The sequence below is a fragment of the Collinsella sp. TF12-2AT genome, from assembly GCF_003436735.1.
Taxonomy (GTDB): domain Bacteria; phylum Actinomycetota; class Coriobacteriia; order Coriobacteriales; family Coriobacteriaceae; genus Collinsella.
In genome coordinates, this window is record NZ_QSQK01000015.1 from 1 (window position 1) to 21,151 (window position 21,151).

Consider the following 21,151-nt stretch of genomic DNA (forward strand, 5'->3'; position numbering starts at 1 on the left):
GGCCGAGGCCGCCTCGATCAATTTGCGAAAGAATCTTGACGGTACCTACCGCGCGCCGAAGATCTTCAAATTCAAATAACCTGACAATCGATTCTTATAGCAGAGGCCCCTTGGCCTTTAGTTTGATACAAGTTCCGCACGAGCCGGAAAGCACTTAATGTGCTTTCCGTGCGAGCAGGACTGTTCGCAGTAGCAAACTAAAGGCCAAGGGGCCCAGTCAACCTATCAGCAGCGATTACTCAGCAGCTAGTTGAATTTGAAGATCTTTGAGGCAAGACGGTATAGGCCGAGTGTGGTTTTGTCTCCGGCCCGTCCATGCAGGTTGGTGAAGAATCCGACCACGCCGTAGCGGGCGCGACGATACATGCGCTCGTCGTACTCCTTCAAGTCCTTCCACAGCGTCTTCAGGCGCTCATCGGCACAATCCTCGTCGGAAAGCTTGGTGAGCACCGAGCAGATCGCCATCATCATGGTGAAGTAGCCCATCATGTACGAACGCAGACGCGACGACTCGACATCGCTGTACAGGTGGTACGACTCCATCATGATACGCGTAACACGGAACTGCTGGTCCAGACGCTTGACCATCGTGGCCTCGTTGACACTCTGGCCCTCGCGACCGATAAAGTAGCGATAGAGGTCGATGTCGGCGTAGTACATGGTCTTGCAACGCGGCAGCGGCACGTAGGCGTAGATGTTGTCCACATAGAACGTGTGCGGTGGCATGGGCAGGTTGGACTCGCGCAGCACATCTGTGCGATAGCACAGGCTGTGCATGAGCAGATTCTGGTCAAAACGGAAATGGCCGATCTGGTCCCAGGTAAAGATCTTTTTTCGCGGCAGGGCAAACTTGTAACCAATAGCCGTATGCGTACCCTCGTAAACCTTCTCGTACACGTAGTTCGAGATAAACAGGTCAACGCGCTGGTCGCGCTCTTCAAAGCCGCGCAGAATCGACAGCATGGTCGAAAGGGCAGCGCCGTCAAGCCAGTCGTCCGAGTCGACAACCTTGTAGTAGGTGCCCTGCGCCTCGCGCAGACCCGAAAGGACGGCAATACCGTGGCCGCCATTCTCCTGGTGCACCGCGCGGATGATTCCAGGATAACGGGCCTCCCACTCGTCGGCCTTGGCGGCCGTCTCGTCCTTGGAGCCGTCGTCCACCACGACAATCTCGATATCGGTGGCGTAATTGCTCCCCTCCAAGATGGAGGTGATGCAATGGTCCATGTCCTTGGCGGCGTTATACGAGGGAATACCGAATGTTATGACTTTATGCATGGCAGGCGATAATCTCATCCGAAAGATCGAGGGCGGAATTGGTCACGGCATCCATATCGTAGTAACGATACTCGGCCAGACGACCCACCGGGTGGAAGTTTGTCAGGTTCTGGACGCGCTCAAGATAGCGCTCATAGAGCTCACGGTTCTCGGGCTCAAGAATGGCGTAATACGGCGTCTCGCCCGAGCCGGGCGTATAGGCCTTGGAGTACTCCTTCATGATGGTGGTCTTGCCGGGCAGGACCTGACCAGTCATGTTCTTGAACTCGGTAATGCGCGTGTAGTCCTCACTCGTGGTGTAGTTGACGGTACCCACGGGCTGGAACTGATCCATATCGAGCGTCTCGAACTTCATATCGAGCGTACGGTACGGAAGAGCGCCCAGATCAAGGCCAAACAGCTCATCGAGCGGACCGGTATAGACGATCTCGCCGCCGTAGACCTTGCCACCGATCTTGACGGTGGTCTCGTCGATCTCAAAGAGATCGCGGGCGTCCACGTCGCAGAACACGTCGATCAGGTCGTGGTCGAGCATATGCTCGAACAGCGCCGTGTAGCCGTCCTGCGGCATACCCTGGAAGGGAGCCTGCGGGAAATAGCGGTCATCGTCGCCCACAAAGACGGGAACGCGGCCGGTGATCGAGGGATCGATCTGGTCGGGCGTCTGGCCCCACTGCTTCATGGTGTAATGCAAAAAGACGTTCTCGTAGACGTAATCGGCGACCTCGGCCAAGTCGGGGTCGTTCTTCTTACGCAGCTCCATAATGGGCACTTTGACATCCTTGCCAAAGGTCTCCACGAGCTTCTGATACAGCTCCTCGCCGCGCTCATCACCAAAGGCGAGCTTGAGACTCGCATGGTTGAAGGGCACGGGCATAAGGGTACCGTTGATGTTGGCGAGCACCTTGTGCTGATAATCCGTCCACTTGGTAAAGCGCGACAGGAAATTGTGCACGCGCTCGTTAAAGGTGTGATAGATATGCGGACCGTACTCGTGGATCAGGATTCCGGCCTCGTCAGTGCAGTCATAGGCATTGCCCGCAATGTGGCTACGGCGCTCCAAAACGGCAACACGATAGCCGATGGTCTCGGCAAGACGGCGGGCGCAAACGGCACCGGCATATCCAGCACCGACGACAATCATGTCGTACGCGCCAGCGTTAAAGCCTTCAGGCAGGCCTGAGGTAATCTGCATCGATACTCCTTGTCAAAAGCCACGGGCTCGTTAGCTGGGCTTTTCTCGAACATTCTTCGAGACATATTTATCAGAGTTATTATAGCGCTAATGCGTCCTATAATGAGCTTGCCACACAAGGAAAGCTCAAGCACCGCGGCGTACAAATTTGAAAGGTAAACCCGCTAGCAGCGGGTTTATTCGTGAACAGCCGGGCGCCTGGAGCTTAGTGAAACGCTTGTAAGGAGTAACATGAGCGATTTCCTTAACCGTATGAAGTCTGCCGCCAAGGCCGACCTTAAGACGATCGTCCTGCCCGAGGGCGAGGATCCGCGCACCATCGTCGCGGCCACCAAGATCATCGAGGAGGGCCTGGCAAAACTCGTCATCCTGGGCAACCCCGACGAGATCAACGTTCCCGGCGCCACCGTCATCGATCCGCGCAATGCCGAGAAGCACGAGGAGTACGCGCAGAAGTTTGCCGAGCTCCGCGCCAAGAAGGGCGTCACCATCGAGCAGGCTCGCGCCCAGGTGATGGACGCCACCTACTTTGGCACCATGATGGTCAAGATGGGTGACGCCGACGGCCTGGTCTCCGGCGCCTGCCACTCCACCGCCGACACCCTGCGCCCCGCGCTGCAGATCCTTAAGACCGCCCCGGGTACCAAGCTGGTCTCGGCCTTCTTCGTGATGTGCACCGACACCCCGCAGTTCGGCACCGACGGTACGCTAATCTTCGCCGACTGCGGCCTCAACATCAACCCGTCCTCCGACGAGCTATCCGAGATCGCCATCGCCTCCGCTCACTCCTGGTCCACCTTTATGGGCAGCGTCGAGCCGCACGTGGCCATGCTCTCCTACTCCACCATGGGCTCCGCCGGCGGCGAGGTCGCCAAGAAGGTCCAGGAGGCCGTTAAGTTCTGCAAGGAGAAGGCTCCCGAGCTCGCCATCGATGGCGACCTGCAGCTCGACGCCGCCATCGTTCCCACCGTCGCCCAGCTCAAGGCCCCCGGCTCCTCCGTTGCCGGCAAGGCCAACGTGCTTGTGTTCCCCGATCTCGAGGCCGGCAACATCGGCTACAAGCTGGTCCAGCGCTTCGCCGGCGCCGACGCTTACGGCCCCATCCTGCAGGGCATCGCCAAGCCGGTTAACGACCTTTCGCGCGGCTGCTCTGCCGACGACATCGTGGGTGTCGTAGCCATCACCGCCGTCCAGGCTCAGATGGCTGAGTAGCGGACGCACTCGCCCGAAGGCCGTACGGGCTAACCCCTGAAAACGTCCTCGACCAATGAAACGCCCCCGTTCTGCTCCTTCGGAGCTACGAACGGGGGCGTTTCTGGTCTGCGGAATGTTTTCAGGGGTTAGCCCGTACGGCCTTCTACTGCTACGAAGCATTCAGAGCATCTGGAGTGGACGGCGGCTTGGCTACGAGCTGGGGCTGAGGATCTGAATGGATGGGTGTCGTTGCTGGGAGCGCAGACGTTACTGGTGATGATCACTTTGGGACTGGAATTTCCGCCTGCTAGCAAAAAGGCCTCCTGAGCTGCTGCTCAGGAGGCCTTTCGTTCAATCGCAAGCGAACGCACTAGTTATTCGCGGTCAGACGCTCGACGTCGTGGGCGATCATGTATTCCTCGTCGGTGGGGATGACCATGACCGTGACGGCGGAACCGGCGGCGCTGATGACCTGCGGACCGTTGCCCACGGCCTCGCGGTTCTTGTTGTTGTCGATGCGCACGCCCAGCCACTCGAAGCAGTCGCAGAAGGCCTTGCGGATCGACCAGTCATTCTCGCCGATGCCGGCGGTAAAGGTAATGGTGTCCACGCCCGCCATGGAAGCGATCATGGAGCCGGCCTGCTGCATGGCCTTGTAGGCGAACATATCGAAGGCGAGCAGGCAGCGCTCGTCGCCCTCGGAGGCGCGCGTACGGATGTCACGGGCGTCGTTGGAGATGCCCGAGATGGCAAGCAGACCAGACTGCTTGTTCATCATGTCATCGACTTCCTGGTAGCTGTAGCCGCCCTCGCGCTGCAGGTAGCACACGGTAGCCGGGTCAATGGAACCACAACGGGTGCCCATCATCAGGCCGTCGAGCGGCGTGAGGCCCATCGTGGTATCGCGGCATACACCGTCCTCGATGGCGGCAAGCGAGGCGCCGTTGCCCAAATGGCACGAGAGCAGGCGGTGGCAGCGCGAGCCCAGGATCTCCTTGGCCATCATCCACTCATAGCGGTGACTCGTGCCGTGGGCACCGTACTTGCGCACGTGGTACTTGTCGCACACGTCCTTGGGCAGTGCGTAGGTGTAGGCAACCTCGGGCATGGTCATGTGGAACGAGGTGTCGAAGACGGCCACGTTGGGCAGCTCCGGATACTTCTCGCGGCAATATTCGATTGCCGCGGCCTCGCCGTAATTGTGCAGCGGGGCGAGCGGAGCAACCTCGAGGATCTTAGCCATGACCTCATCGTCGACGACCGCGGAATCATCGAAGTGCCAGCCACCCTGAACGATACGGTGGCCGATGCCATCGATCGTAAAGTCGGTCTTCTCGAGCTCCTCGAGCACGCGCGCAATGGCGCAGCGATGATCGGGAAAAGGAATCTCCTCGGTCTGCTTGGCACCACCGTTCTCGGAGTGGCCAAAGATGCCCATGTCCGAGCCGATACGCTCGCAGTTGCCCTTGGCGAAAACCTCGCGGGTATCGGTATCCAAAAGCTGATATTTAAGGCTCGAGCTGCCGGCGTTGACAACAAGTACGTTCATGAGACTCCTTTGCAGTGCGATACGGTCGGCGCAGACCCCTTAAGGCGGCCGCATGTTAATAAGAAGTTATCACAACTTGATAAATAGCTATCAGGCATATCGCTCAACGAGACAGAAGAGGGGCTGAACGGCGCTCGGTCGTCCAGCCCCTCCCCTCTTGCAATTACTTGCCGTTGACGATGCGCTCGACGTCGGAAGCGATCATGAACTCCTCGTCCGTAGGGATGACGAAGATCTTGACCTTGGAATCCTTGGCGGACAGGCACCAAGCGCCGTCGCCGCGCAGAGCGTTGCGGGCATGGTCCATCTTGACGCCCATAAAGGCCAGACGGTCGGCCACGCCAGCGCGGACGGCCGGAGCGTGCTCGCCGATGCCGGCGGTAAAGACCAGGGTGTCCATGCCGCACATGGAGGTGGCCATCTCGGCGGCCTTGGCGGCAATCTTGTAGACGAACATATCGAAGGCGAGCTGGGCCTCGGGGTCACCGGCGGCGGCGAGCTCCTCGACATTGCGGCAGTCGTTGGTCTTGCCGCCGGTCACAGCCAAAAGGCCGGACTTCTTGTTCATCATCTCGTCGACCTCGTCGAAGGTGTAGCCGCCCTCGCGCTGCAGGTAGCACACGGTAGCCGGGTCGATGGAGCCGCAGCGGGTGCCCATCATAACGCCGTCGAGCGGCGTCAAGCCCATGGTGGTGTCCATGCACTTGCCGTCCTCGATGGCGCACAGGGAGGCACCGGAACCGATGTGGCACACGACGACCTTGCGGGCCTCGCCGTTGGTCATCTCGGCGACCTTCTTGGAGATGTAACGGTAGCTGGTGCCGTGGGCGCCGTACTTACGGATGTGCAGCTTGTCGCAGACGTCCTTGGGCAGGGCGTAAGTCTTGGCGACCTCGGGCATGTTGAAGTGGAAAGCGGTGTCGTAAACCGTGACGTTGGGCAGGTCGGGATACTGCTCCAGGCAGTACTCGATAACGTTGGCCTCGGGGTTATTGTGCAGCGGGGCGAGCGGAGCGACCTCGCGGATCTTGGCGAGGACATCCTCGTCGACGAGGGAGGAATCGCCAAAGTACCAACCGCCCTGAACGATACGGTGGCCGATGCCCTCAATCTTGACGCCGTTGGCCTCGAGGTCCTTCAGGACAACCTCGATGGCGACCTTGTGGTCGGGGAACTCGATGTTCTCGGTCACCTTCTTGGAGCCGTTGGCAGCATGGGTGAAAGTGCCGCCGGTAAAGCAGACGCGCTCGCAGGAGCCCTTTGCGGACACCTTATGGGACTTGGTATCGATGACCTGATACTTAAGGGTCGAAGATCCTGCGTTGACGACCAGAACGTTCATGTGTCTCCCTACTAACAGGCGGTGTGGCGCCGCCAGGTTACATACGCTTCAATAATAAACCCAAACGCCCTCGCGCTCGGGTTTATTGCGTTGATATATAAGTTATCGGTGCCTAAATACTCATGTCCTCTGGCTTGTAAGACGAAATAACGCGGGGATATACACAAGGGAAGAAATCCCGAGCGCGACAAGCAATATGACTCGAATGCCCGCGATGCCGCTCAACGCAGCGTTGAACAGATAGAAAAGGATGGCACCCACCGCCACCATCTGGCTTTGAACCGAAATCAGTGAACAGCGCATCGAAGGATCGGCTGCTTTTTGAAAAATTGAGTATTTAATTGGAGCAAATAACGAGTACGCGACCGTCTGCAGCACATAGAACACGGGCAGCAAATAAACCGGAGTTAAGGGAATCAAAAACAGAGCTGTCAGGAAAAGACGCACGATGCCGCAAATACGCGCAAAGCGGCCCTTGTCGACATGAGCAATCGCACAGGGCACAATAAGTCCCATGGAGGCCGAGGCAAGGAGCTGAACCGCAATGGTCACACCCGAAGCGACGGCATTCATTCCGCGACCCGCAAGCAGCAGTGAGAAAAAGTCTTCCAGGGCGACAAAAGCAAATGCCTGAGAACAGTCCATGATGAACGCTGAACGAAGAATGCCATTACCCGCAATAGCGGCACCGATCATCTTCGGGCTAATCCCATGTTCAGGTGTCGTCGCAGTGCCCCCTCTTCGCATCTCAGGAATGCAGACAACGACAACCAACGTCAACACCATTGCGATGATATCTGCCGAAAGACCAATGAGATATGCACCGACGGACGAAATGAAACCGCCCACGCAAGCGGAGATGGCATAAGAGGCATAGAAAACAAATCGCTCAACGACATTAAGTCTTACGAGCTGGTCCTGAGAGACGCTGTCAATGAAAATCGCTTCTATGGATCCGCTCACACATGCAACGGCAAAACCTTTAAGAGCGAACGCACCGATTAAAAGCAGGGGAGAACGGACGAGAAGCAGGGCGGCGTAGTATCCAAGCATTCCTGCGACGCCAACGAGACCGCTTGTCTTTCGTCCAAACCTATCAGCAATATAGCCAGTGGGAACTTCAAGGATGAACTTGCTCACTTGGTATGCAATCATCATGCTAGAAATCGCCACCATCGAGAATCCGACGAACTCAAGGTAGACAGTTAGAAAAAACAAGATGGTGCTGAAGTTCGACAGAAAAACGAACGTCATATAAAGCAAAACCGTACGGTTTTTCATGCTCCGCCCTCCAAGAGTCAGCAATCTAAATCGGAATCTTGGAAAAGCATGAGGGCAAAGCTGTCAGCTATGTGTTACAAGGCGTCAATAATCACTTGATGCCTCGAAGCCAATTAATCTCACGAAGCAAGATGACGCAATAGGTGCAGAAAAACCGTCTGGTGTCGATCAGTCCAGGAATTTTGCCGATAGCAAAAGTAGATAGGCAAGGTTACATCACGCGAACCTTCAATGGAGCACTCGCTCACTTCCAATACATCTGATGCGAGAGAAGAGCCAGAAAAACTCAATATCAATCCCCCGGCTTGAAGAAACTCAGTCTGCGCCCTGTTTCCGTATTCAACATCACGGAAGCGAAAATTGACGAGCTGGGCTTCGGGACATTGATTGATTGCATTGAGACAGGGTGACAAATTAATGGGAACAGCGAGCCTGCCGCCCAGTAACTCGCGAATGGTCATGGCGCCCACAGATTGATGACCCGCTGGGCATGAAAGAACCTTGAGCTCCTTTTCACCCAAATATTTTGAAGAAAGGACGCTGTCCCGTGGTTCCTCGAATGAGATAGCCGCATCCGAAATGCCAAGCACAAGTGATTCAAAGCATGTAGCCGTTGGCTGATGCCACACATCAAGGTGAATCTGAGGGTGCGAGCGTTCAAACGAGTCATACCAGCTTTCGGCAAAAAGGCGCCCCCGCCCATGAAGGCAGGGGGCGTAAAGACGAAAGTGGCCATCGGGCGAAACGCCGCCGCCCCTCGATTGAACGTACTTTTTGAGATCGTCGACTTGTGCCAGGATCACGCGCGCACGACGCGCAAATTCTCTGCCCGCCGGAGACAAAACAGCCTCCCCCGCCGATCGGTCGAGCAAAACAATCTGATACTCAGATTCCAACTTTTTGATTGCCGACGAAACGGCCTGCGGACTCACATGAACGGCGCGAGCTGCTTTGCGCACGCCGCCATAGTTCGCTACCGCTTGAAGGTATTCGAGTTGAGAAAGCTGCATAGATTACTCCAAAGGCAGCCAAGTCGACGGGCCAAGCGCCCTCAGATGAGGTTCTCGCCCAGGTTTTTGCCGCCGAGGACGTGCATGTGGAAGTGCATGACGGTCTGGCCGGCGTTGACGCCCTTGTTGGAGATGACGCGGAAACCGTCCTCCAGACCCTTGGCCTTGGCGACCTCCTGGATGGCGTGAGCTATGGCGCCCATGGTCTCGGCGGGTACGTTGTCGGCGATGTCGCTGTAGTGCTTCTTAGGGATCACGAGCGTGTGGACCGGCGCCTGCGGGTTGAGGTCATCGAAGGCGATGACCTGGTCGTCCTCATAGACAACGGTCGAGGGGATCTCGTGGTTGGCAATTTTACAGAAGATGCAATCGCACATAGCTGGTTCCTTTCTTACAGACCAAGGTAATTATATTTGGTCGAGATGCTTAGAACGAAAGGTTATCATCGGTGTTGGCGGCCTCGCCGTCGGCGAGCACATCGTTGCCGTCGACGTCCTTAAGGAGCACCGAGACCTTCTGCTCGGCATCGGACAGGCGGGTGCGCAGGCTTTTGAGGAGCTCGACGCCGCGGGTGTAGCTCTCGAGCGACTCCTCAAGCTCCATATCGCCCGACTCCAGGCTGCGGATGATGAGCTCCAGCTCCTGCGAGGCCTGCTTGTACGTAAGCTGCTCGACCGGGGTCTTCTCTGCCATATCTGTTTCCTTTCCTAAGGGTCTATCACTGCGAAACGCGGTCTACTCGACCGTATCGACCGTTGCTGCCACGTTGCCGTCTGCCATGCGCACGCGAATGGCGTCGCCAGGCTTAAAGGTCTTGGCACTCGTAGCCACACCATCATCGCTGTACGCGATGGAATAGCCGCGAGCAAGCACTTTGAGCGGCGACAGGGCATCGAGCGACGCTGCCGCACGGCTCAGGTCGGACGCTGGCTTGCTGAGCATCGTGCGCCCTTGATGCTCTAGGCGGGAACTCGCAAGCGTGAGCGCATGGCGCTTACCATCGAGCCCCGAGGTGCTTGTAATCAGACGCTCGGGCAAGCGCTCAAAGTTGGAGCGGAATGTCCCGACCGAGCGTACTATGGCGCCCGACAGGCGATCGGCAGTCAGTGCAAGCTCCGATTCGCGACGCTCGACCATAAATGTGGGGTCGTTGAGGCACGGGCGACACGCAGCGGCATCGAGCGCATCACCCAAGCGAGCCGTATAGGTATCCCAGGCACGGCGACCGCGCTGATCGAGCATCTCCAGGTCGACCTGGGCCGACCCAATCATCGATGCCATCGCGGCACCCAGACGCTGATGGCGCGCCTCGAGCACATCGGCCAACTCCGTCATAGCCGGCGCCACCGATTCTGCCGCCGCCGTGGGCGTGGAGGCGCGTCGGTCGCTCACCATGTCGCAAATCGAGGTATCGGGCTCATGGCCAATGCCGGTCACCACGGGCACAGGACAAGCCGCCACCGCGCGGGCAAGCCCCTCGTCATTAAAGGTCATGAGGTCCTCAAAGGAGCCGCCGCCGCGCACCAGCAAAATACAGTCGGGCGCCGGCGTAATGGAAGCGGCGCGGCGCAAGCCATCAATGAGCTCGGCCGGCGCACCCTCGCCTTGAACCTTGGCGCCCACGCAGACAAGCTCGACGAGCGGGTTGCGACGGCGCAGCGTACGCTTGACGTCGTCGATTACCGCACCGGAAAGCGAGGTGACGACCGCCACGCGTGAGCAAAACACCGGGATGCGGCGTTTGCGGGACTCGTCCATCAGTCCCTCGCGGCGTAGCTTTTCGGCCAACTGCGCCACCTGTTGACGCAGCAGACCCTCCCCCGCCAGCGAAAACGAGCGAGCGACAAAGCTCATGCGGCCCGTGGCCTTATAGAGATTGAAGCTGCCCTTAAAGCTCACCTGCATGCCGTCACGCAGATCGAAGGTACGCTTGAGATAGGCGCCCTTCCAGATGATGCAGTCGACGGCGGCCGAGTCGTCTTTAATCTGGAAGTAGCAGTGGCCGCTTCGGGCATTGGGACCACGGAAACCCGTGACCTCGCCCAGGACACTCAGCTGCGGAATGGCATCGAGCGCACCGGCGGCGATCTCTACCGCCTGGCTCACGCTGAGCTCCTTACGCTCCTGCTCGTCCGAACCGTCGAACTCGGCGGAAACGGCATTGCCGGTTAGATTCCAGCCTGCCACGCAGCCTCCTTTCGTCATCGTGCACAAGGGCTTCGGCCCTGCGCAAATTCAAGTCCAACACATAGTACAGCGCCGCGAGGACACGAATCCCCGCGGCGCCCAGCGACCCAATTTGTTATCGGTTGGAGTTTCTGTTGTATCGAGCCATAAGATAGAGCAGCTGAATAATCGAGGTGAGCGCCGCAGCCACATAGGTAAGCGCGGCGGCCGTCAGCACCTTCTTGGCACCGTTGACCTGCTGGGAGCTCATACCCGACTGCTCAATATACGCCACGGCGCGCCGACTAGCATCAATCTCGACCGGTAGCGTAACCAGTTGGAACAGCACGCTAAACGAGAAGAAGATCAGTGCGAGGGTCGTGAGTCCCGCGATGTTCATAAACAGGCCCATGAGCAGCACGATGGTCCAAGTGTTCTGGGTAAAGTTGACGACCGGCACGAGGGCGGTGCGTACCTTCATCATGGCATAGCCGCTTTGACGCTGCGCGGCATGGCCTGCCTCGTGACAAGCGACAGCAACGCTTGCGACCGAGCCGCCCGAACGGTTGGAATCCGACAGATACAGGTTATTGTCCTGCGGGTTGTAATGGTCGGTGAGCTCACCGGCGACGCCCTTGATACCCACGGCGTTGCAACCGTTGGCGTCGAGCATGCGGCGAGCGACCGTGGCACCCGTGTCGCCGTCCGAGCGAACCTTGGACCACGTCTTGTACGTCGAATTGATATAGCTCTGCGCAGCAAGGCCAAGCACCGTGCAGACAAGAACAACCAGCAGGTACAGCGGGTCGATGCCAAAGCCATATCCATAGTAATAGGGCATGCGAATTCCTCCAAATCGAGTTACACGTTGGAGGCATTCTACCCACTCGCCCAGCAGGCAAATCAACATCGATGTTTTGGCAATGTCAGCGAAAACGGCCGAGAGCGAGCAAGGTGACGTGAAAGAGAAGCGACGCGTACTTTGGTACGCGAGCGACGATTGAACGTCAGATTGCTCGCTCTCGGCCGTTTGCAGCGTCGAGCTGTTACGCGGTTTGGTAAAACCGCGTAACTATATACCTATAACAACTCAATCTTTCCGTCCTTCACGGTGAGCCCCATATTGCCGGAAAGCAGATCGTCCAGGCGCGAACCCACAAGCTCAAAACGCCAGCCTTCGCGCAGGGGGCTTTGCTCAGGATGCTCGATGTAATCGGCCAGGTCATCGCGCGAGGCAATGACCGAGGTCGCCACCCCCGAGCGCTCGGCAACCAAGCGGATGAGCGCATACATCAGGTCCGTCACGCTCTCCAGCTCCGGCGAGATCTGACGGTGTCCGCGCACCATGAGCGGCAGGCGATCGTGCGGGCAGCTCGCGCCGCGCTTGATGGCCATGAGCGCACCGTCCACGTCGCGCTCCCCCAGCTGGTCGGTACCGCGAATGCTACGGAACTCCTCAACGCGGACGGGATTGCGCTTAACGAGCGCAAGCAGCGTGTCGTCGGACATGACCCACTTGCGCGGGATGTTACGGCGCTCGGCGCGGTCCTCGCGCCAGGCGGCGAGCTCGCGCGCGATACCCAGCTGGTGACGGCTGCACGAATTGATGCGCTTGACCTTGCGGAACGCCTCGTGGCGATCGGCGCGATAGTGCGACTCGTCAGCCAGCGGGCGCAACTCGTCGAGTACCCAGTCCACGCGGCCCAGCTCGCGCAGACGGCTCATCATCTCGGTATAGGCGACGATCAGGTACTTGACGTCATCGATCGCGTACTCAATCTGCTTATCGGTCAGCGGGCGACGCGACCAGTCGGTCAGCGACTCAGTCTTGGGCAGCGAGACGCCGCAAAACGTCTGCACGAGCGCGCCGTAGGAAATCTGCTGGCGCTCGCCTAAAAAGGCGGCGGCCACCTGCGTGTCAAAAATCGGACGCGGCAACACGCCTACGGTATGAAGCATAACTTCCATGTCCTGCGAGCAAGCATGGAACACCTTGGTCACGCTCTCGTCGGCCATGAGTTCGGCCAAGGGAGACAGGTCGTCGATCACCAGCGGATCAACCGCGACGCTCTCGGCAGGAGTGGCAATCTGGACCAGGCACAGGCGCGGATGGAACGTGCGCTCGCGCAAAAACTCGGTATCGACGGCAATCGCGTCAAACTCACGGGCGCGCTGACAAAAGTCGAGTAGAGCCTGATGTGTGGAAATGTACATATCAACCCATCGAATAAGGTTAGGCCCGAAAAACACGGGTAGGATAACGGCATTGTCTTACAACTATACTCGGTTAGTCACAGAACGGGAACGTAAGTATGCGCTGCCTTATCATCCACAACCCGGCATCGGGCCCCAGCTCAGATGAAATCTACGCATTCACGCACGCCCTCGCGCAGGGCGGCGACGAGGTCGTGATGCGTTTTATCGGCGATGGCATGGAACCCGAGGACGCCGTGGCAGACGTGCGCGAGTTTGATCGCGTGGTGATTTCGGGCGGCGACGGCACCGTCTCCAACGTGCTCGACCAGATGCGCGGATGCGGCGTCCCCACGCTCGTCTTCCCCTCCGGCACGGCCTGCCTGTTCTTCAACAACATCGGCAATGCCCCTGAGGCGGCGGCGCTTGCCAAGGCTTGCCGCGCCGGTCGCACGGTCAAAGTGGACATGGGCGAGCTCTTTTGGCTCGACGAGAACGGCAGAGAGAAGCGCCACGGCTTTATCATCATCGCCGGCTCGGGCTTCGACGCCGAGATCATGATGAAGGCCGCTCCCACCAAAAACGACATCGGCGAGATCGCCTACTTCCTCTCCGCTCTCGCCACGCCCAACCCCACGGTGGCGCGCTTTACCATTGAGCACGACGGCATTGTCGAGGAGCTCGACGGCATCTGCTGCATGGCGGGCAATACCTCGGTCATCCAAAACGACATCAACCTGTTCCCCGACTGCCGCATGAACGATGGCATGGTCGATATTGCGGTCATCGAACCCGTGCGCACCGTGCAGCTGCTGCCTACTGTGATCACCGCTGCGCTTGACCCCGCCGGCAAGGTACTCGGGCGCCCGCAGTTCAAGATCATCCAGACCAAGGAAGCCAAGATCACCTGCACCCCGTCGCTGGGCATGCAGTTCGATGGCGAGATTATCTCCAGCAATTCGGGCGTCTTTGGAGCCCGCGCGCTTCCGCAATGCCTCGACCTCATCGTCGACGAATTCTCACCGCTCGGAAAATAGGAGGACCCCATGAACGACAATCCCCTGATCGGCTTTATTGTCATCGTCTTGGCCATGCTCGTCGGTTACGCCATCAACGTGATTCACCGCCGAAAGAAGTAAATCCACATTGGTATGATATTCATCCAGTTATCGCCTCTCCCGCTGTTTATGCATTCGTCAAACAGCGGGGGATTTTCATTTCGGGCATTCCCAGCTACTTTATTCGGCTACAGTAATTACAGGGCGTCTTTATTAAAGTAAAGCTGCAAACTGAGTACGATTAACCGCTCATCGCATATTTCATCACGCTTATCGAGTAAGTTTCTTTCATAGATGAATATTGTTTCCAGTTCGTTACGCTAATGAGGTGTCTTTATTGGCTGAAGCCCTCTGGCGACAGAGGGCTTTCGCACGCTGGGAGGGAAAATGAGGAAAACTCGCCCCGTCAACGCGCTCAAGAAGCTTGGCATAGGCCTTGCATTTGGAGCTGCAACCATCATGTCCATGCCGACCTCTGCACTCGCTTGCACGCAGGTCTACATGGGCAAAAACCTTACGGCCGACGGCAACACGTACTACGGCCGTTCCGAGGACTATGGCCCGCGCTATCTTAAGCACTTTGGCATTGAGCCCTCTCACGGCCCGGGACATACGTACAGCTCGGACGAGTCTTCGTTCATGTACACCTCGACCAAGACCACGTATCGCTACACCTATGTACGCGACCATCCCTCCCAGTGGGACAACCGCTGGGATGCCTACTCTGAAGCAGGCATCAACGAGAAGGGCGTATCCTGCTCCGCCACGCTAAGCACCAGTATGAATGCAGATGCCGAGACAGCAGACCCCCTGACTAAAACCGGCATCGGCGAGTACAACTACGCCAGCGTCATCCTGGGCGAGAGCGCCACGGCCCGCGAGGGCGTCGAGCTCCTCGGCAGCCTGATTGACGAGCAGGGCGTCTGCTCCAACGACCAGATCATCATCGCCGACAACAACGAGACCTGGCTATTTGCCGCGCTTTCCGGTCACCAGTGGATCGGCATGAAGCTCGCCGACGACGTCGCCTCGATCAACCCCAACATCGGCAACCTCAACTACGATGTCGACCTCAACGACCCCGAGAACTGCCTGCACTCCGAGGGCATCGAGTCCATGCCTAAGGAGAAGGGCTTTGCCGAGTACACCGACGGCAAGTTCGACGTCGCCGCAACCTATGGCGAGACCATTCAGAATTCCGGTATGCACCAGTGGACCCGCTACGTCCAGGGCCGTAACTACTTTGGCAACGAGCTCCAGGAGGGCACCGACTACGAGATCGTCAAGGACGAGCGCGAAGAGGCTCGCGCCACGACCGGCGCCTTGGTCCACGAGATGCAGCCGCTGTTCTTCCAGCCCGGAAAGAAAGACTGGACTACCTTTGAGATGATTCGCTCTCTCGGTAACCGTGGCGAGAATACCCCGGGCCTTAACGCCAACACTGACGGTGCCTACGCCATCGGCACCGAGCGCAACACCGAGATTCACGTCTTCCAGGTTCGCAACGGTCTTGATCCCCAGGTTGCAACAATCCAGTGGGAAATGCTCTCCCGCGCCGCGTACTCCGTCGCCATCCCCTTCTACTCCGCGCTGATTACCGAGGTTAGCCCGTATTTCAGCGACCAGACCGTCTCCTTCGACCACTGCAAAGAGACGGACATCGTGAACAACGAGGAGCCCGAGAACTCCATCAACTACGTCCTCATGGACATCAGCTCCCTCTGCTTTGAGAATCCCGATACCCTTGGTATCAGCGTCCGCTCCTACCTCGATGCACTCCAGAACGAGCTCATCGAACAGAACAAGGAAGTCGACGCCGCCATGCTGGCCGAGACGACCACCGAGGGCCGCACCGCTCTGGCCAACAAGGCCGGCAAGGCTGCCACCGAGAACACCTACGTCAAGTGCAAGGCCCTGCTCCAGGAGATGCGCGCCTATCAGAAGGCCGGAAACTTTGACGAGCCCTTCACCCCGAGCGACCTGAACACCGAGACCAACGGCCTCAAGGTGTCCATCACTTACGCCAAGGATGCTCTTGCCACCGATCCGGTCACCCCGGATCAGCCCGGCACCCCCGAGCAGCCCGGCACCCCCGAGCAGCCCGGCACCCCCGAGCAGCCCGCTAAGCCCGAGCAGCCCACCACCAAGCCTGAGAAGCCTGGCAAGTCGGACACCACAACCACAGTAACCACCAACAAAACGAACACCAAGGGCGGCCTGCCCACCACCGGTGATCGTTTTGATGGCCGCATGGTGGCTGCATTCGCCATCGCTGGCGTTGCCGTCATCTCCGCCGGTGGTTACTTCCTCTACCGTCGCAACAAGGAGTAACGTCCTAGCTGAGCGGGCAAGGCAGCAATGGCAGCCTCGCCCGCTTAGCCCGCTCTTTTGACCGGCGGGAAACCCGCCTGAAATCTTTTTAAAAAAGATTTCCCCGCACACACTTCGCTGTGCTATAGTGCAGCGCAACAGCAACTAGGTGCGACCGCGCCACGGCATCACGAAAGGAGCCACCAACATGAAGAACACGATGAACTCTCTCAACAACTGGTGGTGGCGTGATGCGAATACGATCGGTCGACAGTGAGTCCCTCACGCCTGTTTTTTAGCTCTAGGTGATTGGAAGGCCTCCGGTTTCGACCGGGGGCCTTTTTCTATCTCGAGCCCGATCGCATTCGCATCACGCGCCTCCGCTTTTCTCTTGCACTCCCATTCCGAAAGGATTTTCACCATGTCTCAGAACACCACCGCCCAGCCCCGCACCGTCCAGACCGCCGACCGCGGTAAGCTCGATATCCGTGCCCTTGTCCTGCTCGCCATCCTCCTTGCCGCCGGCTTCATTCTCAACTTCACCGTCGGCAAGGCCATCTCGGGCATCTCGGGCGGCATGATTAGCCCCGAGTTCATCATCTCGGCCTTCTGCCTCACCATCCTGGTCGTTCGCCCCAACATTGGTCAGGCGCTCGTCATCGGCCTTATCTCGGCCGCCGTGATCCAGATCACCACCACCTCGCCGTTTGTCGATTTTGCCGCCGAGGGCATCGCCGCCATGCTCATGGCCCTCATCGTCAACGCCGCCGCCAAGGGAGGCCAGGTTAAGCCTGCCGTCGCCATCGTCGCAACGTTCGTGACCACCTTTGTCTCGGGCGTCATCTTCATGGTCATCAAGATGGCCATGCTCGGCGTGGTGAGCGAGCTCGCCGCAGCCATGTTGCCCGTCGTCGCCATGACCGCCGTGTTTAACGCCATTCTGGTCGGCGCCCTCTACCTGCCCATCCAGAAGGCCCTTAGGCTCAACTAACCCGCTCGGCTTTACGAGCCACCCCATCTTGGCGTTCATTCGTCGCTCGCGTACCCAAGTACGCTTCGCTCCTCTTTCGCGCCAACCTGGGGCCCCTCGTAAAGCCGTCTCCGTGCTCCACCATCAAAGACTGTCCCAGACAACTAGCTCTTGGGGACGTTCTTAAACGACTAGTCATGTAAGAACGTCCCCGATGACTCTGAAAGGTATCCATGGAAACGATCATCAACGTCGACGATGTCTCGTTCTCCTATGGCACGCAGACCGAGCAGGTGCTTAAGCATATCTCGCTCGGCGTGAACAGGGGAGATTTTATTGGCATTATCGGTCCTTCGGGCGCCGGCAAATCTACACTTGCCGCCTGTCTGTCGGGAGCCGTACCCCACCATTACACCGGCACGTTCTTTGGCTCCGTCACTGTCGACGGCAACGACACCTGTGAAGTTACGCTCACCGATGTGTCGCAGATCGTCGGCAGCGTGCTGCAGGACATCGACACGCAAATGGTCGCCTCGGTCGTCGAGGACGAGATGCTTTTTGGCCTGGAGAACTTTGGCGTTCCCCACGACCAGATCGAGCAACGTGTGAGCGAGACGCTCGAGACCGTCGGCATCAGCGACCTGCGCGACCGCGAGATCGCCACGCTTTCGGGCGGCCAAAAGCAAAAGGTTGCCATCGCCGCCATCCTCGCCATGCGTCCGCGCGTGCTCGTGCTCGACGAACCCACCGCGGCGCTCGACCCCGCCAGCTCCACGCTGATCTTCGAGACCCTGCGTGAGGCCAACCGCGCACTCGGCATCACCATCGTCGTCGTTGAGCAAAAAGTCGCCCTGCTTTCGGAGTATTGCAACCGCGTACTCGTGCTCAATCATGGCGAAATCGCGCTACAGGGCGAGCCGCACGAGGTCTTCGCACACGCCGATGAGCTCCGCGCCATCGGCGTCGATTGCCCGCGTGTCACGCGCATTTTCAACAGCCTCGAGGTCGATGGCCTGGCCAGCGGCACTCCCTGTTTGGATGTTGATGAGGCCGAGCGCCTGATTACGGGCATCGTCGACCCCGCACACGCAAGCAGTGACATTCAGGCACCCGCCGGCTCACCGCACGCACCGTCGTTGCGCCCGCACGCCAAGGACGCCGAGCCCGTGCTCACCTTCGATCACGTTGAGTTTGCCTATCCCAATGGCGGCGCCGCCGTCCACGACCTCAACCTGACCCTCTATCCCGGCGAGCTCGTGGGCATCGTCGGCCAAAACGGCGCCGGCAAGACCACGCTCACCAAGCTGCTCACAGGCCTGCTTAAGCCCGCCTCGGGCAGCGTGCGTGTCACGGGACTGGATACCGCAGCCGCTCCCACGAGCCGCATCGCCCGCGAAGTCGCAACCCTCTTCCAAAACCCCGACCGCCAGATCTGCAAGGACACTGTGCTCGACGAGGTCGCCTTTGGCCTGGAGCTTGCCGGCATCGACCGTGCCGAGGCGCTGCGTCGCGCCCAGCTCGTCATCGACCGCTTTGGCTTGCCGGCCGACGAGGCGCCCTTCTCGCTCTCGCGCGGTCAGCGCCAGATGGTGGCACTCGCCGCCGTCGTGGTCGTAGAGCCCAAAATCGTGGTGCTCGACGAGCCCACGAGCGGCCTTGACTACCGTGAGTGCATGACCGTCATGGAAACCGTGCGCACCATGGCCGAGCGCGGCTGCGCCGTCATCATGGTCTGCCACGACATGGAAGTCGTATCCGACTTTGCCGAGCGCATCGTGGTGATGGCCGACGGCCGCATCCTCGAGCGCGGCCGCACGCACGAGCTGTTCTCGAACATCGAGCTCATGCAGCAAGCCTACGTTGAGCCACCCCAGGTCATAGAGCTTTCTCGTCGTCTGGCATCCTCCGTCTCTCCTGCCTTTGCACAGGTGAGCGAGGTCACCGATATCGTTCGCATTACCGAGGAGATGGTCCACCGTGGTTAACGTCATCGACTATATGCCGGGCGATACACTGCTGCACCGCTTGAACCCGGTCGTCAAACTGGGCCTTGCCGCCGCCATCATCATCGGCATCTTCCTGTCCGATACCTACGTGGCGCTGTTGGGCTTTTTGGCGCTCACCCTTGCACTGGGCGCCTACGCCGGCGTCGTCGACCGTCTGCTCTCACTACTCAAGCTGCTGATTCCGCTCGCGCTTATCATGCTGGTGCTTCAGCTGGCCTTTATGCGCGACGGCAACGTGGTGTGGGGCTTTATCACCGACACGGGCCTCATTACCGGATCGAAGGCCTGCCTACGCCTGTTGGGCGTGGCGCTGCCACTCATCCTCATGCTTATGGTGACCAAGCTCAACGACCTCGCCAACGCCTGCGTCGAGGTGCTGCACGTGCCATATCGCTATGCCTTCACCTTTACCACGGCACTGCGCTTTGTGCCGGTATTTGGCCAGGAAATGAACGCCATCATGGAGGCGCAGACTGCACGCGGCGTCGAATACGACACTAAGAATCCCGTCAAGAAACTCAAACTCATGCTGCCGCTGTGCGTGCCACTGCTTATTTCGAGTGTGGGCAAGACCGATGCCACCGCACTTGCTGCCGAGCAGCGCGGCTTCTACCTGCGCACGCGTGCGAGTTCGTATAAGCGCTACCCCATCAAAAGCCTGGATATCGCCGTACTTATCGTCAGCATCGCCCTTATCGCCATCGGCTTCCTGTTCTAACAATCGCTGGCAGCAACCGGCAAACGCAAAAGGCCCCGGCTCGCACCAAACGAGCCGAGGCCTTTACTGTTTTCCCAGATAAAACCTGCCAAAATAAACCTGTCCCTTTTTGGCAGGTCGAGGGTTATAGGCGGTAGAGGGCGCCGCTGCGGATGATGGACTCGCGTACCAGGACATCCATCGCATCAAGGGTGATCTCGGGCATCTCGCGATACTTCTGCAACACCGAAAGCTCCGTGCAGGCCAGAATGACGCGGTCGCAGCCGCTGCGGGCGAACTCCCACATCACGCGATCGAACTTATCCATATCGGGTTCGCGCCCGGCCTTCACATCATCGTAGATGAGCGACATCACGTCGGCCTGACGCTTCTCACTGGGATAGACGACCTCAGCGCCCGCTGCCTCGCACTCGCGGCCATAGACGCCGGCGCCCACGGTGCCATCGGTGCCCATAATGCCGATCTTGTGCACCGGCTCGGCGGGCATACTCAGGTTGGGATCGAACTCGCACTCCCCCATCACCGCACCCGCCAGGGCATAACGCACCGATTCGCGCGGCATATGGATAATCGGCACCTTGGTAAACGACTGAATCTGATCGTAGAAGTAGTGCGATGTGTTACAGGGAATCGCTATGTGCGCGCAGCCCAGCGACTCGAGTGCTTGGGCACACTCCTTCATGGTCGCCAGCAGCTCGGTATGCTCACCGGTCTTGATGGCCAGCGTGCGGTCGGGCATGGTCGACTTGGAAAGCACCACCATGTCGATATGCTCCTGGTCGCACGTAGCCGCCGTATGGCGTACCACCTGGTCGTAGTAATACGACGTGGCCTCGGCGCCCATGCCGCCGATAACTCCCAGCTTTTCCATCGCCGCCTCC

18 protein-coding genes are annotated in these 21,151 nt (G+C 58.9%); 6 read left to right on the forward strand and 12 right to left on the reverse strand.

Annotated elements, in window-relative coordinates:
- Nucleotides 1-246 precede the first annotated feature (246 nt).
- Nucleotides 247-1,278: a glycosyltransferase family 2 protein gene (locus DXD24_RS08960; protein ID WP_117646561.1), complete on the reverse strand. Its 1,032-nt coding sequence runs from the start codon at nucleotides 1,276-1,278 to the stop codon at nucleotides 247-249.
- On the reverse strand, nucleotides 1,271-2,473 hold the full coding sequence (gene glf, locus DXD24_RS08965; RefSeq protein WP_117564384.1) for a UDP-galactopyranose mutase: 1,203 nt from the start codon (nucleotides 2,471-2,473) through the stop codon (nucleotides 1,271-1,273). Before glf ends, DXD24_RS08960 begins: the two co-directional genes overlap by 8 nt.
- A gap of 231 nt (nucleotides 2,474-2,704) precedes the next feature.
- On the opposite strand from glf, the gene pta reads away from it, so the two are divergent.
- Nucleotides 2,705-3,685: a phosphate acetyltransferase gene (pta, locus tag DXD24_RS08970; RefSeq protein ID WP_117564385.1), complete on the forward strand. Its 981-nt coding sequence runs from the start codon at nucleotides 2,705-2,707 to the stop codon at nucleotides 3,683-3,685.
- A gap of 352 nt (nucleotides 3,686-4,037) precedes the next feature.
- Here pta and DXD24_RS08975 read toward each other — a convergent pair whose 3' ends face one another.
- The 9 genes from DXD24_RS08975 to rnd all read right to left on the reverse strand — a co-directional run bounded on the left by DXD24_RS08975 (nucleotide 4,038) and on the right by rnd (nucleotide 13,229).
- Nucleotides 4,038-5,216, reverse strand: coding sequence for an acetate/propionate family kinase (locus DXD24_RS08975; RefSeq protein ID WP_117564386.1), 1,179 nt, complete (start codon nucleotides 5,214-5,216; stop codon nucleotides 4,038-4,040).
- Between the two features lie 163 nt (nucleotides 5,217-5,379).
- The gene (locus DXD24_RS08980; RefSeq protein WP_006234305.1) at nucleotides 5,380-6,558 is read right to left on the reverse strand and encodes an acetate/propionate family kinase; all 1,179 of its coding nucleotides are present in this window, start codon (nucleotides 6,556-6,558) and stop codon (nucleotides 5,380-5,382) included.
- 120 nt (nucleotides 6,559-6,678) lie between these two features.
- The gene (locus DXD24_RS08985; protein WP_117564387.1) at nucleotides 6,679-7,839 is read right to left on the reverse strand and encodes an MFS transporter; all 1,161 of its coding nucleotides are present in this window, start codon (nucleotides 7,837-7,839) and stop codon (nucleotides 6,679-6,681) included.
- 119 nt (nucleotides 7,840-7,958) lie between these two features.
- Nucleotides 7,959-8,849 carry a LysR family transcriptional regulator gene (locus DXD24_RS08990; protein WP_117564388.1) on the reverse strand — a complete coding sequence of 297 codons (891 nt, stop codon included), beginning with the start codon at nucleotides 8,847-8,849 and terminating at the stop codon, nucleotides 7,959-7,961.
- A gap of 41 nt (nucleotides 8,850-8,890) precedes the next feature.
- On the reverse strand, nucleotides 8,891-9,226 hold the full coding sequence (locus DXD24_RS08995; protein ID WP_117564389.1) for a histidine triad nucleotide-binding protein: 336 nt from the start codon (nucleotides 9,224-9,226) through the stop codon (nucleotides 8,891-8,893).
- Between the two features lie 49 nt (nucleotides 9,227-9,275).
- Nucleotides 9,276-9,542 carry an exodeoxyribonuclease VII small subunit gene (gene xseB / locus DXD24_RS09000; protein WP_006234311.1) on the reverse strand — a complete coding sequence of 89 codons (267 nt, stop codon included), beginning with the start codon at nucleotides 9,540-9,542 and terminating at the stop codon, nucleotides 9,276-9,278.
- A gap of 42 nt (nucleotides 9,543-9,584) precedes the next feature.
- Nucleotides 9,585-11,036 carry an exodeoxyribonuclease VII large subunit gene (xseA, locus tag DXD24_RS09005; RefSeq protein ID WP_369831501.1) on the reverse strand — a complete coding sequence of 484 codons (1,452 nt, stop codon included), beginning with the start codon at nucleotides 11,034-11,036 and terminating at the stop codon, nucleotides 9,585-9,587.
- Nucleotides 11,037-11,151: 115 nt separating this feature from the next.
- A complete protein-coding gene (locus DXD24_RS09010; protein WP_117564390.1) occupies nucleotides 11,152-11,856 on the reverse strand; it encodes a zinc metallopeptidase in 705 nt (234 codons plus the stop codon).
- A gap of 239 nt (nucleotides 11,857-12,095) precedes the next feature.
- On the reverse strand, nucleotides 12,096-13,229 hold the full coding sequence (gene rnd, locus DXD24_RS09015; RefSeq protein WP_006234315.1) for a ribonuclease D: 1,134 nt from the start codon (nucleotides 13,227-13,229) through the stop codon (nucleotides 12,096-12,098).
- Nucleotides 13,230-13,327: 98 nt separating this feature from the next.
- Here rnd and DXD24_RS09020 point away from each other — a divergent pair, with 98 nt between their 5' ends.
- The 5 genes from DXD24_RS09020 (at nucleotide 13,328) to DXD24_RS09040 (ending at nucleotide 20,270) form a co-directional block, all read left to right on the forward strand.
- Nucleotides 13,328-14,245 carry a diacylglycerol kinase family protein gene (locus DXD24_RS09020; protein ID WP_117564391.1) on the forward strand — a complete coding sequence of 306 codons (918 nt, stop codon included), beginning with the start codon at nucleotides 13,328-13,330 and terminating at the stop codon, nucleotides 14,243-14,245.
- A gap of 408 nt (nucleotides 14,246-14,653) precedes the next feature.
- Entirely contained in the window at nucleotides 14,654-16,597 is a 1,944-nt protein-coding gene (locus tag DXD24_RS09025; RefSeq protein WP_117564392.1) for a C69 family dipeptidase, read from the forward strand.
- Between the two features lie 400 nt (nucleotides 16,598-16,997).
- The gene (locus DXD24_RS09030; protein ID WP_117564393.1) at nucleotides 16,998-17,567 is read left to right on the forward strand and encodes a hypothetical protein; all 570 of its coding nucleotides are present in this window, start codon (nucleotides 16,998-17,000) and stop codon (nucleotides 17,565-17,567) included.
- Between the two features lie 212 nt (nucleotides 17,568-17,779).
- Complete coding sequence (locus DXD24_RS09035; protein ID WP_117564394.1) at nucleotides 17,780-19,531, forward strand: ABC transporter ATP-binding protein; 1,752 nt, start codon at nucleotides 17,780-17,782, stop codon at nucleotides 19,529-19,531.
- Nucleotides 19,524-20,270 carry an energy-coupling factor transporter transmembrane protein EcfT gene (locus tag DXD24_RS09040; RefSeq protein ID WP_117564395.1) on the forward strand — a complete coding sequence of 249 codons (747 nt, stop codon included), beginning with the start codon at nucleotides 19,524-19,526 and terminating at the stop codon, nucleotides 20,268-20,270. The genes DXD24_RS09035 and DXD24_RS09040 overlap by 8 nt, the downstream gene beginning before the upstream one ends.
- 124 nt (nucleotides 20,271-20,394) lie before the next feature.
- Here the strand turns inward: DXD24_RS09040 and DXD24_RS09045 are convergent, their stop codons facing one another.
- The gene (locus tag DXD24_RS09045) at nucleotides 20,395-21,141 is read right to left on the reverse strand and encodes an aspartate/glutamate racemase family protein (RefSeq protein ID WP_233502375.1); all 747 of its coding nucleotides are present in this window, start codon (nucleotides 21,139-21,141) and stop codon (nucleotides 20,395-20,397) included.
- Between the last annotated feature and the right edge of the window lie 10 nt (nucleotides 21,142-21,151).

Coding starts and splice junctions, on each gene's coding strand:
- DXD24_RS09030 (WP_117564393.1), top strand. CDS start 16,998: ATGTCTCAGAACACCACCGCCCAGCCCCGCACCGTCCAGACCGCCGAC.
- DXD24_RS08975 (WP_117564386.1), bottom strand. CDS start 5,216: ATGAACGTACTTGTTGTCAACGCCGGCAGCTCGAGCCTTAAATATCAG.
- pta (WP_117564385.1), top strand. CDS start 2,705: ATGAGCGATTTCCTTAACCGTATGAAGTCTGCCGCCAAGGCCGACCTT.
- DXD24_RS08990 (WP_117564388.1), bottom strand. CDS start 8,849: ATGCAGCTTTCTCAACTCGAATACCTTCAAGCGGTAGCGAACTATGGC.
- DXD24_RS09025 (WP_117564392.1), top strand. CDS start 14,654: ATGAGGAAAACTCGCCCCGTCAACGCGCTCAAGAAGCTTGGCATAGGC.
- DXD24_RS09020 (WP_117564391.1), top strand. CDS start 13,328: ATGCGCTGCCTTATCATCCACAACCCGGCATCGGGCCCCAGCTCAGAT.
- DXD24_RS09010 (WP_117564390.1), bottom strand. CDS start 11,856: ATGCCCTATTACTATGGATATGGCTTTGGCATCGACCCGCTGTACCTG.
- DXD24_RS09045 (WP_233502375.1), bottom strand. CDS start 21,141: ATGGAAAAGCTGGGAGTTATCGGCGGCATGGGCGCCGAGGCCACGTCG.
- DXD24_RS09035 (WP_117564394.1), top strand. CDS start 17,780: ATGGAAACGATCATCAACGTCGACGATGTCTCGTTCTCCTATGGCACG.
- DXD24_RS08960 (WP_117646561.1), bottom strand. CDS start 1,278: ATGCATAAAGTCATAACATTCGGTATTCCCTCGTATAACGCCGCCAAG.
- DXD24_RS08995 (WP_117564389.1), bottom strand. CDS start 9,226: ATGTGCGATTGCATCTTCTGTAAAATTGCCAACCACGAGATCCCCTCG.
- glf (WP_117564384.1), bottom strand. CDS start 2,473: ATGCAGATTACCTCAGGCCTGCCTGAAGGCTTTAACGCTGGCGCGTAC.
- DXD24_RS08980 (WP_006234305.1), bottom strand. CDS start 6,558: ATGAACGTTCTGGTCGTCAACGCAGGATCTTCGACCCTTAAGTATCAG.
- DXD24_RS08985 (WP_117564387.1), bottom strand. CDS start 7,839: ATGAAAAACCGTACGGTTTTGCTTTATATGACGTTCGTTTTTCTGTCG.
- rnd (WP_006234315.1), bottom strand. CDS start 13,229: ATGTACATTTCCACACATCAGGCTCTACTCGACTTTTGTCAGCGCGCC.
- xseB (WP_006234311.1), bottom strand. CDS start 9,542: ATGGCAGAGAAGACCCCGGTCGAGCAGCTTACGTACAAGCAGGCCTCG.